The 13919-nt window shown below is 49.8% G+C and carries 13 protein-coding genes and 1 riboswitch; of the genes, 5 read left to right on the top strand and 8 right to left on the bottom strand.

Features of this window, described 5'->3' with window-relative positions; genetic code table 11:
• Positions 1–213 precede the first annotated feature (213 nt).
• The gene (locus tag H6F88_RS13220) at positions 214–1602 is read right to left on the bottom strand and encodes a tetratricopeptide repeat protein (protein ID WP_190643210.1); all 1389 of its coding nucleotides are present in this window, start codon (positions 1600–1602) and stop codon (positions 214–216) included.
• A 188-nt stretch (positions 1603–1790) separates the two neighbouring features.
• Between H6F88_RS13220 and H6F88_RS13215 the strand changes: the two genes are divergently transcribed.
• A complete protein-coding gene (locus tag H6F88_RS13215; RefSeq protein WP_190643209.1) occupies positions 1791–2036 on the top strand; it encodes a LapA family protein in 246 nt (81 codons plus the stop codon).
• On the opposite strand, the gene H6F88_RS13210 is transcribed toward H6F88_RS13215, so the two are convergent.
• Together H6F88_RS13210 and H6F88_RS13205 are read right to left on the bottom strand one after the other, a co-directional pair.
• Entirely contained in the window at positions 2010–3188 is a 1179-nt protein-coding gene (locus tag H6F88_RS13210) for a cysteine peptidase family C39 domain-containing protein (RefSeq protein WP_199333588.1), read from the bottom strand. The two genes, H6F88_RS13215 and H6F88_RS13210, sit on opposite strands and share 27 nt — an antisense overlap.
• 36 nt (positions 3189–3224) lie before the next feature.
• On the bottom strand, positions 3225–3713 hold the full coding sequence (locus H6F88_RS13205; RefSeq protein WP_190643208.1) for a hypothetical protein: 489 nt from the start codon (positions 3711–3713) through the stop codon (positions 3225–3227).
• 300 nt (positions 3714–4013) lie between these two features.
• Here H6F88_RS13205 and ispG point away from each other — a divergent pair, with 300 nt between their 5' ends.
• The gene (gene ispG, locus H6F88_RS13200) at positions 4014–5240 is read left to right on the top strand and encodes a (E)-4-hydroxy-3-methylbut-2-enyl-diphosphate synthase (RefSeq protein WP_190643207.1); all 1227 of its coding nucleotides are present in this window, start codon (positions 4014–4016) and stop codon (positions 5238–5240) included.
• 127 nt (positions 5241–5367) lie between these two features.
• On the top strand, positions 5368–6669 hold the full coding sequence (gene ctpC / locus H6F88_RS13195; protein ID WP_190643206.1) for a carboxyl-terminal processing protease CtpC: 1302 nt from the start codon (positions 5368–5370) through the stop codon (positions 6667–6669).
• Between the two features lie 41 nt (positions 6670–6710).
• Here ctpC and H6F88_RS13190 read toward each other — a convergent pair whose 3' ends face one another.
• On the bottom strand, positions 6711–6893 hold the full coding sequence (locus H6F88_RS13190; protein ID WP_190643205.1) for a transposase: 183 nt from the start codon (positions 6891–6893) through the stop codon (positions 6711–6713).
• Between the two features lie 321 nt (positions 6894–7214).
• A riboswitch (cobalamin riboswitch) is annotated at positions 7215–7371 on the top strand.
• Between the two features lie 28 nt (positions 7372–7399).
• Between H6F88_RS13190 and H6F88_RS13185 the strand changes: the two genes are divergently transcribed.
• On the top strand, positions 7400–8107 hold the full coding sequence (locus tag H6F88_RS13185) for an FAD-dependent oxidoreductase (RefSeq protein ID WP_190643204.1): 708 nt from the start codon (positions 7400–7402) through the stop codon (positions 8105–8107).
• Positions 8108–8164: 57 nt separating this feature from the next.
• On the opposite strand, the gene H6F88_RS13180 is transcribed toward H6F88_RS13185, so the two are convergent.
• The 3 genes from H6F88_RS13180 to H6F88_RS13170 form a co-directional block, all read right to left on the bottom strand.
• Positions 8165–8821, bottom strand: coding sequence for an SIMPL domain-containing protein (locus H6F88_RS13180; RefSeq protein WP_347277697.1), 657 nt, complete (start codon positions 8819–8821; stop codon positions 8165–8167).
• A gap of 247 nt (positions 8822–9068) precedes the next feature.
• A complete protein-coding gene (locus tag H6F88_RS13175; RefSeq protein WP_190643203.1) occupies positions 9069–10529 on the bottom strand; it encodes an alpha-amylase in 1461 nt (486 codons plus the stop codon).
• Positions 10530–10691: 162 nt separating this feature from the next.
• Positions 10692–11573 carry a M28 family peptidase gene (locus tag H6F88_RS13170; RefSeq protein WP_242050531.1) on the bottom strand — a complete coding sequence of 294 codons (882 nt, stop codon included), beginning with the start codon at positions 11571–11573 and terminating at the stop codon, positions 10692–10694.
• A gap of 150 nt (positions 11574–11723) precedes the next feature.
• On the opposite strand from H6F88_RS13170, the gene H6F88_RS13165 reads away from it, so the two are divergent.
• Positions 11724–13079 (top strand): septal ring lytic transglycosylase RlpA family protein, encoded by a 1356-nt coding sequence (locus H6F88_RS13165; RefSeq protein ID WP_242050530.1) that lies wholly within the window; start codon positions 11724–11726, stop codon positions 13077–13079.
• Positions 13080–13212: 133 nt separating this feature from the next.
• Here the strand turns inward: H6F88_RS13165 and H6F88_RS13160 are convergent, their stop codons facing one another.
• On the bottom strand, positions 13213–13845 hold the full coding sequence (locus H6F88_RS13160; protein ID WP_190643202.1) for a Crp/Fnr family transcriptional regulator: 633 nt from the start codon (positions 13843–13845) through the stop codon (positions 13213–13215).
• Positions 13846–13919 lie beyond the last annotated feature (74 nt).

The raw sequence follows: 13919 nt of genomic DNA, 5'->3' as shown, positions 1-13919 counted from the left end.
TCATCGACATGACAGAACAGGGATTCTAGACTAAGCATGGGGCGGTTAGATGAGTTAAAAATTAGGTACTTTCAACTCTATCTATTTCGCCCCTCCTTATCCCGAACTCACGTTAAAAAGCTTTTGTCTGGTTCCCCAGAAGAATTGACTCTACCAAAAGCGCACCCTGTACTACAGAGTGCGCTTTGTCGCATTTTAGGCAACCGATCGCCTCTATTGCAGTCGGTTAAGTTCACTAAGAACGCTACGATAGCCTTCTGCACGACCCTGTTCTAGATAGAGGTCAGCGGCTTGCTGGAAGTCATAGAGCGCTCCCTGGCGATCGCCCTGTCTCAGCTTAAGCTGTCCTCGACTGTAATAAGAATCAGCATCTTGAGGATTTGAGCGAATTGCCTGGGTGTAGTCTTCCACTGCACCCTGCATATCTCCCTGATTTGAGCGGATTTCTGCTCGGTTCTCAAAAGCTTGGGCACTGGTAGGGTTGAGTGAAATCACTCGACTGTAATCCTGAGTTGCGCCCCCATCATCGCCCAATGCTACCCGAGCATTAGCCCGACCGCTGTAAGCTTCGGCATAATCGGGCTGAATCGCCAACGCCTCTGTATAGTCTGCGATCGCCCCTTCAGCATCACCCAGTTCTGACCGCAAGTCGCCGCGCTCCTTGTAAGCAGGAGCATAGTCAGCGTCAACCAATAAAACTCTGTTGAAATCTTCTAGCGCTGCCTGAGATTCTCCCAACGCCGCCCGCATTACACCTCGACTAAAGTAAGCCTGCGTATATTCTGGGTCAAGCTGAGCGGCTCGGTCAAAGTCTGCCAGTGCGCCTTCCGGGTCGTTCGCATTAGAAAGGGCAATGCCGCGATTGTAGTAAGCCGTGGCGGAAGTATCATCAAGGGCAATCGCCCGGTCAAAATCAGCGATCGCCGTCTGTTGATTGCCAATGCGGTAGTAAGCACTGCCGCGATTAAGATAGGCTTCTGCATAGCTGGGGTTAATTGCGATCGCTCGGTCAAAGTCGTCGATCGCTGCTCGTACCTGGTCTTGAGCCAGATGAACTGAGCCACGTCTCACATAAGCCTCAGCATAGTCGGGACGTAGCTCGATCGCTCGTTCGTAGTCTTGCAGTGCGCCTTGATAGTCTTCTGCATCGGCTTGAATAATGCCTCGGTAGAGGTAAGCCGCAGCATAGCGCCGATCATTTTGAATCGCCTGGTCAAAGTCAGCTAGTGCCTGCTGTTCTTCTCCCTGGCTATAAAAAATTCTGCCCCGGTTGAAATAGGCATTTGCATAGGCTGGGTCAAGCTGAACCGCCTGATTATAGTCTGCAAATGCGCCTTCCTGGTCGCCTAAAGCTTCACGGGCAAAACCGCGATAGACATAGGCTGCGGCATATCCAGGGTCAAGCTGAATCGCCTGATTAAATTCTTCAATTGCCTCTTCATAGTCGCCGTCGTTGACATCCTCCACGCCATTCTCAAACAACTCTCCTGCATCTGGCTGCGCTAGCGCTCTAGAGAATGGTGCTAGGGCAGAAATACTGACTAGGATGGCAGTAATACTCAAAACGCGGATACTGCGATGGATGGAGTAGGTCGGGTTCATAGGCTTTACTCTACGATGGGATGTAAGTGAAGTTCGATCGCCCTGATGAGGTATTTAGACTTAAATTACCCTTAGGGTAGGCGATCGCGATCACTTTGAGGCTGATTTCATCCCTAAAACCACGGAGAGCTTGCTCAAAACTTTGAGATGAAGCCTTGTAAACACGTACTTCTCTCCCCCTTCAGTTCATGGCGAATTTTTTGACCTCACTGATTGTTGCAGGTTGGGTGTGTGCGATCGCCCTGATCTCAGTTCAAAATGCCAGACCTGTCACCATCCAATTTCTGTTTGTGCAATCGGTCGAGATTCCCTTGGGGTTGGTGCTCGCCTCTTGCGTAGCCCTGGGCATGGTTGGAGTGGCAATCGTCCTTCCCCTCTGGCGTTCTCCCGTCCCATCAAGCCGATACTCAAGAGACGATTTGGACGATTTCTAAAGAGGGTTTGGTGAGAGTTGGTACGCTACTCAGACTAGAACCGCTGATTAACAAGACAGTTTCAGGATCTAGCTCCCCCGTCACTTTCACTCCCACTGCGGTCTGAAAACTGCGAATAGCCTGACTCAGCTCACCTGACACCTGACTGAAATAGCCCAATCGAGCAAGCTGCTCAGCCGCTTGTTCAGGAGTTAAAAGGGTTTCAGTTGGCGAAAAAATTGGCACATATTGCTGCCGCCAAACCTGATTGAACTGAGTTCGGTTCAAGTGATAAATTCTGCCTCTAGCAGGGTCAGCGATCGTGGCCGTATCAGTATCCAGAGCCAGAAGCGCTACCGCATGAGGGGCTTTACGCATTCCATCAAATAGCCAAACTCCCAAAATTCCGGGTCGGTTAATCTGCTGCATTTGCTCCCAAGTTGGACTTAGCTCCAGTCCATCCATGTTCAGAGCACGAGCTGCCATGATCAACTGTGGCATCGAGGTTCCCAGACGACTAGTTCCCGCTAGACGGGCAACGCTTGATTCAGTAGCATCAATTCCCCATAGACGCAGCACCGTTGCCAGGGCAGCCGGGGCGCAACTGCTAGCAGACGTTTGCTTGTACACTCCGTTGGCTTGCAGGTTATTTCCTAAAGAGGCGTGAATTGGAGCCAATACATAAGCTTCTACTCCGCTAAACCCACCGACACCCAGCAAACCAATCAAAATCACTGCCAAAACTTGCGTTTTTGCGGTTTGCCAACTGACAACAAAAGCTGTACCGCAAAACCCCAGCAGCAGTATCCGCATCGCAGTCCAGCTAATTCGCATTCCATGTACTCGCCAGTCCAGGGGCAAAAGCTGCCACTGAGGGAGATTCAGCGCTAGCACCAACAGTCCAACATAGACACCAAGAAATATAAAAGAGAGGAGAGCTTTTCCTTTGAACAGGTCGTTAGCAGTAACGCCCTGCCGAAGCAGCACTTTTCCCAAGCGCATTCCCAACCAGAAGAGCCAGGTTCCCAACAGTAAAGTCGCAGCGATTTCGAGCAGCATATTCCAGTTGAATTCGCTTCTCAATTCTGGCGTACCCTTTTCCCAGTTGTCCTGCTCTTGACTGGATGCACGACAGTGTTGCCATAAAAAATAGAGCGTGGAAGCTTTGTCCAACGCTCTATTTCAAACTCAAATTCAGGAATGCCTTAACTACCAGAGTGCTGGAACAGGTCCAGGAGCAGCAGGTACAGCAACGGGTGTGCTAAAGGGAGCACTCTGCACAGGAGGCGGTGAGAATGACGTGGATGGTGTCGTTTGTGGAGCCTGAACTGGAAGAAGTTGCAGCGATGTGGTGTAAGGGGTAGGCAGGTCAGCCGTGCGAATTAATGGATCGCTCGTGCTCTGAATGGCTAGTGCCTCGTCATAAATCCGGTTAACCAAATTAGCGTCTCTAGTAATTTCGTTTTCGGGGAAACCATTTTGAATAATTGAACCCTGTCCCAAAATGTAGTTGGCTTGCCGAAACAGCGATCGATTTTCGTAGTAGCTGCGATCGTTGCGGAAGAAAGCCCGCTCGAAAGCCTCTGGAAGTGTCTGTACATCACCTCTGACTTCTTGGGCACTAGCCACGTCAGCGATCGCCGTAAAGGAGGCAACTAGTGCTAACGTACCAAGTAAACTCTTGAACCTCACACCCATACCATTACCTCAAGAATTGTTTTTAATTTTGCTTGCGATTATGTTAGCTCATCTCAATCGACTTATCGCAATTTAAGATAGAGCAAAAGTAGATTGGGAAAGGCGTCCACCGTCGAGATGCACCTTTCACACCCCACTTTTGAATTGCTACAGCAGTAAAATTACCTTAATCAATCCCTTTGTAGACCAATCTTTTACCCAGAAAAGAGTAAGAGCCAAACGCACACCATCTGTGGCAATCTGGAAAGCAGAGGCTTGTTATTTCGATAGTCTTAACCACCACAATTAGCCCAATCGTATATGCAGACTCTGCAAAATTCAGTTGTTCCCGGTGCTTCCAGCACTTCAGCCGCTTTCGATACCACGATTCATCGCCGCAAAACTCGTCCTGTCGCAGTGGGTAGCGTCACCATTGGAGGGAATCATCCTGTCGTCGTGCAGTCGATGATCAACGAGGACACACTGGATGTAGATGGATCTGTTGCAGCGATTCGCCGGCTGCATGAGCTAGGGTGTGAAATTGTGCGGGTAACGGTGCCCAGTCTGGCTCACGCTAAAGCAGTCGGAGAAATTAGACAGAAGCTGATTCAAACCTACCAGCCTGTGCCATTGGTTGCCGATGTTCACCATAACGGCATGAAAATCGCGCTGGAAGTGGCTAAACATGTCGATAAAGTGCGAATCAATCCAGGGCTTTATGTATTTGAAAAGCCATCGGGCGATCGCACTGAATACAGCCAAACCGAATTTGACGAAATTGGCGAAAAAATTCGCGAAACCCTGGAACCCTTAGTCATTTCCCTACGAGATCAGGGAAAGGCAATGCGAATCGGAGTCAACCACGGTTCCCTAGCAGAACGAATGCTGTTTACCTATGGCGACACACCCGAAGGCATGGTGCAGTCTGCTCTGGAATTCATTCGCATCTGTGAATCATTAGACTTCCGTAATCTGGTCATTTCCCTCAAAGCGTCACGAGTGCCCGTGATGGTCGCAGCCTATCGTCTCATGGTCAAGCGAATGAATGAGGCGAATATGGACTACCCTCTACACCTGGGCGTGACTGAGGCTGGAGACGGCGAATATGGGCGAATTAAATCCACGGCAGGAATTGCAACTTTGCTGGCAGACGGCATTGGCGACACGATTCGCGTTTCTCTAACAGAAGCTCCAGAAAAAGAAATCCCAGTTTGCTACAGCATCTTGCAAGCTTTGGGACTACGGAAAACAATGGTGGAATATGTCGCCTGCCCTTCTTGTGGCCGCACCTTGTTTAACCTGGAAGAAGTGCTACATCAAGTTCGTGAAGCGACCAAACACTTGACAGGTCTAGACATCGCAGTAATGGGCTGTATCGTCAATGGTCCTGGCGAGATGGCGGACGCTGACTATGGTTATGTCGGCAAGCAACCAGGCTACATCTCGCTCTATCGTGGGCGCGAAGAGATCAAGAAGGTTCCGGAGGATCGAGGGGTCGAGGAGTTGATTGGCTTAATCAAGGCAGATGGGCGTTGGGTCGAACCTTAACTGAGTCTTTAAATTAGTTCAGATCATCCCCAGATTTGTTGATTGTTGGCACATCGCACCTGCCGTCCAGCCTTGCCTGTGTTAGATTGAGCGTACTCCAATTGCAGTCTCTCCTCAATTTCAGACTATGGTGATCACAAAGCGTGGGCTTGTCCTCGGTGCAACAGCAGTAGCAGTTACTGCTGTGGTCGTTACTGGCGCAGGTGTACACATGTCGGGTGGGCAAGCCTTCCTGCAGGAGAGTCCCAAAGAGCTGATTGATGAAGTCTGGCAATTAATTGATCGCAACTACGTTGATGCTACCTTCAATCAAGTCGATTGGAGGGCTGTTCGCCAGGACTATCTGGAGCGTTCTTATGGCACCCGCGAAGAAGCATACGATGCCATTCGAGACATGCTGGAGCAGCTTGAAGACCCCTACACTCGCTTCATGGACCCGGAAGAGTTCCGGAACATGCAGATCGATACGTCTGGAGAGCTGACAGGAGTTGGAATTCAGCTTGCTCAAGACGAAGAAACGGACGAGCTAATCGTCGTTTCCCCCATCGAAGATACGCCTGCCTTTGAAGCGGGTATCTTGGCGCAAGACGTCATCGTCCAGATCGATGGTCAAAGCACTGAAGGAATGGATGTCAACCAGGCTGTTAATCTCATTCGCGGACCGGCTGGCTCGGAGGTTACACTAACTATTCGTCGAGGTGAAGAGCAGCTTGAGTTTCCGCTGCAGCGGGCGCAGATTGAGCTACATCCAGTTCGCTACAGCTATCAAGAAGGCTCAACCGGCGGAGTTGGCTATATTCGTCTGACGCAGTTTAGCGCTAATGCGGCTGAGGAAATGCAGGCAGCGATTCAAGACCTGGAGTCACAAAATGTGACGGGGTACATTCTAGACTTGCGTTCCAACCCAGGTGGATTGCTCTATTCCAGCATTGATATTGCCCGGATGTGGTTAGATGGCGGGGTAATTGTCTCGACAGTCGATCGCCAAGGCATATCTGATCAAGAGAGTGCAAATGGTCAGGCATTGACCGATAAGCCTCTAGTGGTGCTAGTAGATGGCGGATCAGCTAGCGCCAGCGAAATTTTGTCAGGTGCGCTGCAAGATAACGATCGCGCCGTACTAGTCGGAACTCAAACCTTTGGTAAAGGGTTAGTGCAGTCTGTGCGAGGACTGGGCGATGGTTCAGGAATTGCGGTCACGGTTGCAAAATATTTAACTCCTAGCGGTCGAGACATCAACCACTCCGGCATCGCACCCGATGTGGAGATTGAGCTAACCGAAGAGCAGCAGGAGCAGCTTCTAGACGATCGCACCCAGATTGGCACCACAGCCGATCCTCAGTATGCTAGGGCATTGCAAGTGCTGAACGAACGCATCACTGCCGAAAGGCAAAACCAGAGGGCAGAGACGGTTCCGCAGTCGCAGTAATCCGTTGGTCATAATCTTCTAGCTCTAACCAGCAGCACTATCTAAGCGGGCTGGCACTTACCCGCGCGAATTAAGCCGACTCGACGGGCGATCGCCTCTGTTTCTGAGGCAAACGGCCCCCACTTTTCGGCTCCTATTAAATCTTTTTCTGCTGGTGGGTGCGGCAAAATTTCGCACTGTCCACTGCTTTGCTTAACGATGTACCACGCTTCTGAGTTGCTCATGTTGAAAATCTAAGACACGTTTCGTTTGCTGTAACTGGACTGATTCTAATCCAGGTGTCTTGAGTCCATCTTGAAATCTGAATTTCTTAAGCAACCTGCTGTCTAGATATCGAAGGAGATTGAGCTTCGTTGCGTCCTTCATCTATAGCAATTCTCAATTACACGGGATACAGCAGTGGTGCACCACGCCCCTGCTGTATCCCGTGCTTTGTATCCACTCAAGCAAGAACCGGTATAGGCAGCTACAGGTAAAGATTCATCGCTCTACTTCATTGGGGTAACGACTTGGGCTAGAATGCCCCAGTGGCTTCTAGATTGGTTGGGGGATCAGCCCAACCAGAGTTGAACCTCACGTTCAACTTGGGGAAAGTTCGGTGAAAATCCGGCACTGTGCCGCAACTGTGAAAAAGGGATTAGCTCAAATTGGTCTAATCGCTCCTTTTAAGTCAGGATGCCTATCTGAAGCATTTGTTCTGTGTCCAACCCGCGATGCACGGGTTAAGTGAATGCAAAGTTTGGAATGTTTACGTCCATCGGCACCGATGGACTGTCTCGCTACGGTATTGGATTCTAGCTACATTACCCCGACGATCAAATCTATTTGGGTACATCTGAGCAATCCAGAGTTTAGGTTCTTGCCTGGGCAATCTGTTTGGCCCAAGTTTGAACGAGACGGACGCAAGTTTAGCAAAATCTACTCGATCGCCTCCTCTCCAGAGCGCTGCCCCAAAGTCGAGCTATGTGTATCTCGGGTAGGTTGGAGTTCTGCTTACATACAAGATCTAGAAATTGGGGCAACAATTCCAGTGCGAGGGCCTTACGGGTTAATGACGCTCAATCAACTGCCAAAACGTCCTCGTCTCTACGTTGCTGAAGGGTCAGGAATTGCCCCATTGAAGAGCCAAATTGACTGGCTGCGAGACTGTGGCTACAGCCAACCTGTGTGGTTAGTCTTGGCAAACCCGGAGACAGCAGATTGTTTGCCGTATCACGATTACTGGCGATCGCTCCAACAAACATGGCGACCGTTCCACTACGTAGAAGCAATTCACTGCAGCCCAGAATCAGCACTAGTTGCTCAAGACCTAGACCTCTCTCAGTTTGAAATTGACATCTGCGGAGTGGGCGATCGCGTTTCCGAAATCTACGAATTTATTCTCTCTATGGGAGCAAACCCAAACCAGGTACGCTCTGAGAAGTTTATTGCCTTCTAATTGGAGTTGAGGGCTAGAGAGTTAGCCCTCAACCCCTAGCCCTAGCCCCTGATTCTCCTAGTAGCTAATCTGAAGCGTTACAGAGGCTTCGACCTGCTGTTCGCCACCGACAACAGGGGTTGGTGCATCAGATAAAGCTACTGCTTCACTTGCTGCTCTGCCATATGGAATCGGAGGCATGGGGGGCACTGCACCATTCACTTGAATATTCACTACTTCATCACGGGTTAGTCCCAGTGCACCAAGCACTACATCCGCCTGTTCTTGAGCTTCCTGGGTTGCCTCTCGCAAAGCCTGATTTTGGGCAGTGGCGATTGCCTCCTCCTCAGCCGTAAAGCTAATGCCATCAATCCGAGTCGCACCCGCATTGACTGAGGCATCTAAAATGTCTCCCGCTTGCTCAGTCGAAATTTCAAAGCTCACAGTATTAGAAGCCGTATAGCCAACTAACTCTTGCGTGCCATTTTCAAAGTTGTATTGAGGGCTGAGGTAAATCCCGGTGGTGGTGAGTTTATCGACATTGCGCGATCGCAGCAATTCCACAACTGCATTTGTGCGTTGTGCCGCCTCCTGCTGCACCTCCTCAGCCGTTCTGCCCTGAACCTCAACGCCCAAACGTACCTGACTAATCGTAGTTGGAATGTTTTCAATACCACGTCCCGTTACCGTGACTGTTCTGGTTAGCTGTTCCTGAGCTAAAGCAGGCGAAACCATCGGTAAGCTGAGTAGAGTGGTGGCGATCGCCACAGGCAAAACGTAGCGAACTTTGCGTAGCGATAACAGCGGCATAAATGCAGACTTCATAATCATTCTCCTCACTAAGATGGCGCTAAATCGGAATTGGTTCAGCGCTTAAACGCTCACTCTCCTAATGTGACATCTCAGCAGGGCAGGAGTTAAATTGGTTACATTTTTAGAAACTTGAAGTTTGGGGTTTAGAAGCTCTAAACCCCAAACACCCTCACTTCTCTACCCAAACCGAAACAGACCCGCCGTTGCAGCAAAATTCTGCCCAGCCATGCTCATTGGTTTGAATCAGTTTGTCAACGTGTTCGGTCAAGTCATAAAAGGTGGTATTGGGCTTGCCGACTTCCATCCATTTGCTACCGCCTGCAGCATCACTCATCAACACAGCCATTGCTTTGGGATGCTCCTCGTCGCCTAGACGAGTCCAGCCGATTACATCAGGGTGGTCAAAATAGGTGTACTGGTCACCATAGGCAAAGTGCTTGCGCGCATAGAGAAATTTGTCGATCAGCCAGCCGTGCTTGTCTAGCCAGATCTCGTAACCCCTATCGGTGTAATGTGCACCATAGTAATCGGCGTAAAATACACACGGGTATCCTTCACATCGCAAAAGAATGATTGCGTAGGCAAGCGGCTTAAACCAACTTTCAACCACCGATTCGAGTGCCTGGAGCGGTTGAGAATCGTGATTTTCTACAAAAGTGACTGCCAGGGCAGGCTGTTGCTGGACTAGCGTGCCATCCAAAATTTGCCGCATGTCATAGCTGCCGCCACACTTACTGGCTTGGCTGAAGTTGTAGTGTAGCGGCACGTCAAACAGCGACATCCGCCCACCAGTTTCTTTAAGAAACCAATGTAGCGCTTCTGCATCGTCTGCCCAATATTCACCTACTGCAAAGAGATTGCGTCCCGTGTGCTGCCGGACGTGGTCGAGCCATTCATTAAAGAACCAGGCGCGAACGTGCTTTACGGCATCAAGGCGAAACCCATCCACTCCGGTCGTGTCAAGGAACCACTCACCCCAATACTTAAGTTCACCTCGTACTTCATCGACTCCCATATCCAGGTCGCAAGCCATTAGAAAGTCGTAGTTACCCAGTCGAGGGTCTACCCCAGTTTCAAACTGTTTGTCTTTAAATCGGTAAATTGTGCTGTCACCGGGGCGATCTGCGTTGTGGTTTACCGAGTCAAAGTGCCACCAGTGCCACTTGAGGCTGGAATATTTGTCGCTCCGTCCCGAAAATTTGAAATGTGTCCAAACTTTAATTTGCTGGGAGCCACTTACTTCACAGTTGCGATTGTCAAAGGCAACCGGGATAGCTGTAACTTCTTCGATTTCATCGCCACCGTTCTTGTGGTTGAATACACCGTCAGCGTAAATTTCAATACCTGCGGCTTGGGCTGCTTTGATTGCGGCGAGGTATTCGTCACGGGTGCCATACTTGGTGCCAACCGAACCTTTTTGGTCGAACTCGCCCAGGTCAAACATATCGTAAACGCTATAGCCAACGTCATAGCCACCCCCACTTCCTTTATAAGAAGGAGGCAACCAGAGAGCGGTGAAACCTGCTTTGGCTAGATCTGCTGCATTGTGTTTGAGTTCATTCCATAAGCTTCCATCCGGGGGAATGTACCAATGGAAGAATTGCATCATCGTGCCATTAACGTAGGACATACCAACTCCATAGAATTGTGGATGGATTGAAACCTGACTGTTTTTGGCAGGTGAATCGAGAGGGTATGACTTAGCCCTCAAATTAATCAATATAGGTTGCCTATCTGGGGATATCTGTTTTGATCAGATTGTCTTTCTTTGTTGAAATTTTTGCTTGCGACCTTACAGTTGGCGAAGTCCATAGTTGAGTCCTTGGCAAACCCCTGTAAGAAAATCGAGGTCAAGGGTTTCGAGGCGATCGCTCTCTTTGTGATAGTGCGGATTTCGCAAGTTTGCGGTGTCAGTGACCATGAGTGCTCGGTAGCCCCGATCCCAAAAGGGGGCATGGTCGCTGCGACGCGTATCGGGCACCATCATGCCTCGATTTCCGGCAGGGAGCCATTCACACGGTACGCCGACCTGACGAATGCTACGGCTCAGCCGAATCAAATCAGGGATCGTTTTGAGATTGCCAATTAGCCCAATAAAATCGCCCTGATTTGGATAAAATCGTGCAAGTCCGGCAGGGTAGCGTTGGGAGTTGGGGGTGCGATCGCAATAGCCCAACATTTCCAACGACAGCATCAGACGTAAGGGTTGGTTTTGCTGGTGCAGATGTGCAGCATAGCGATCGCTGCCAGCAAGCCCTATTTCTTCCAGGTCAAACGCAACTAAGCGAATCGGGCAGGGGGTTGGCTTAGCCGCAAACAATCGCGCTAACTCTAGCAAAACTGCTACCCCAGTTGCATTATCATCTGCACCAGGAGAGCCAGGAACCGCGTCAAAATGTGCGCCAATCAGAATCGGAGCCCTTTGTCTAACCGATTGACCCGGCAGATTCAAAATTAAGTTTTGGTGACATTTTTGCTGAAACTCAAACTCGTAAATTTCTACCTCTCCCCACTGAGCCAACTGCTGACGAATGTATTGCTTCACAAAAAAATGCCCCGCACTTGCTAGGTAGGGGTGGCGATCGCGAACCAGTTGATGCAGGTGCGTTTGCAAGCGCTGCTTCAAACTTGAGTCCCAGCTTTCCTGAGTGAGCAAATCAGCAGATTTAGCCAAAATTATCTTCAAACTGAGAGTAATTAGTTGCCTTTGGGAAAAATCGACGGGGATCGTCAATTCTTCCTGGGGAGGATTTGTCTTGTCTCTAAAACCGTATAATCGAATACTGTGCCAATTTAACGCAATCTACCGTAACATTCTTGATTCATGAACTTTCTTGGATTTCTTTGGATTGCTTCTTACATCGGCAGTTTTTTCTCGCCCCATAGCTTTTTTAAAGCTCCGGACGAGTTATTCAGGGTGCTTTCTGACAAAGCCTTTGCTGTGGTAAGTAACTCCATCTCATATCCTTCAATTAATCAAACCCCTAATCGAACTGTTTCAGCTCCTGATGCTGCCCGTCCCTGGTCAGCCTTGCTAAATTTGAAGACAAATTTGAATGGGGGGATAGAATCTTTACGCTTAAATTCGCCTCGTCCAGGCTCGCATTCTTCGTGGTGGAATGTAGCAGGCTACTCTCTGGTTCGTCCTGGCGGAGATAGTCAATCGGCGATCGCAATGGCTGCCCCAAGCCATACCTCAAATTGGGTGATTGCTCAAGGCTCGCGAGGGGCTTCCCGCATTGCCATGCAGGATAGCACCAAGTCAGATCGCGCAGAGAGTGATTCTTCCCGCAAAATCCTGCAAGTGTTAAACAACTTGCCCAACTTGCCCCAGGTCGTGCGCCAAAATCTGTGGGCTGGTATTCCTTCAGTTACAGTGATGCGGGCTGGCCGCTACAGTTCTGCTAATACTGCTAGTGCAGCGGCTCAATCGGCGAGTCAGTGCGACGCGTCTCAATCCAGTGCAGCATCCAATCAACCCAACAGCGAGACTGTATTTCAGATTCGGGTGAAAGGGCATCTGGTTGCAGAAGTTCCCAGTCAGACCCACGCCAGTCAAATTGCGAATCAGATCAGACAAGCTTTGCAAGACCGTGACTTGTCTCCATCTGCGGTGCGTCCTGCGGTTATAGACAGTCAACCCGGAGCTAAGGCAGAAGGGGAAGTACTGTTTGTGGTGAATGATCAACTGGCAGACGACATCAACCACGACAGCAAACAACTGGCAATCTCCTGGGTCAACAACCTCCGCACGGCATTAGGAGGAGAAACGCTCTCAGTGACAGAAACCCGCGATTACCTGATGGGGCTAGTCGAGACGGAGCAAACCTTCGGGGGACTTGCATCCTGGTATGGACCTTATTTTCATGGTCGAATTACTGCAACGGGCGAAGTGTTTAATCAACATGATTTGACGGCTGCCCATCGCACTCTACCCTTTGACACCTTTGTTAAAGTGACAAACTTGAGAAACGGCAAGTCGGTCGTCGTGCGAATTAACGACCGTGGCCCTTATATCGAGGGGCGATCGCTTGACTTATCGATGCAGGCTGCTCGCTGCATCCAAAGCGAATCATCAGGTGTGGTTCCCTACGAGGCAGTCATCTTAAAGCCGATTCCATCTGAGCCCCCCGCTGAAGCCTCAAACACTTCAGCATCCAGCGAGCTTGCTCGTTCGTAAGATAGAGTTGCTAGAAGTGTGCTGTCAGTCTAGTGTTCCCTGCTTCTGTTGTTCTTATTTGACTGTTGTTTGACTGTTATCTGATTTTCTCGTCCGTTACCTAATCCCTAAATCACTGACCCATGACCAATTGCTATACCTTTGCATGAGGCAAAAGGACAATGTGTCGATGCTTGTCAATGATCAACCAGCCTTCTTCCCTTAACTGACTTAATAGACGAGTGACTGTGACGCGAGTAGTCCCAATTGTATTTGCAAGCTGCTGATGCGTTAGCCTGACTGTCAGTCGAGTTCCTCCTGCTATAGGCTGACCCACCTCTTGCTTCAACAGTAGCAATAGATGACGTAACCGATCTTCAACGCGACGATAGCCTACCATTGCCAAAATCGCTTCTGTTTGGCGCAGCCGTCGAGTGACGTGACGAAAAATTCCCTGAGCTAGCATGGGCGATTGCTCAACCTCATTCAGCGTCAAGCGCATCAGGTCAACATCACACAGCGCAACTGCATGATAGGGGCGAATTAGAGCGAGTGACAATCCAAATGGCATTGAGGGACAGGCTAAACCGATCAAAGCTTCGTCGCCTGTGTCATAGAGTGTTCCAAGCTGTACCACACCCCGGCAAACAACCCAAATCTCATGAGGCAGCATGGGTATTGCCTGACCGCTACAGTAGGGGTGCAAACTTCTTCCTCGGTAAAGGTCTTCTAGAAGCTGGCGCAGATCGGGCTGAGGAGAAGCCTCTAGAGCAAAAGAATGGAGCATGTGAGTTGCTAGCCTATGTTCTGTACACTACATTAGGCTGCTCAACTAAAGACAAGGTAATTTGAAGATTGCGT

Source organism: Oculatella sp. FACHB-28, assembly GCF_014696015.1.
In the GTDB taxonomy this organism is placed as follows: Bacteria; Cyanobacteriota; Cyanobacteriia; order Elainellales; family Elainellaceae; genus JAAUTN01.
Note: the sequence above shows the minus strand (reverse complement) of the source record. Positions and strands in the feature narration are given on the sequence as shown.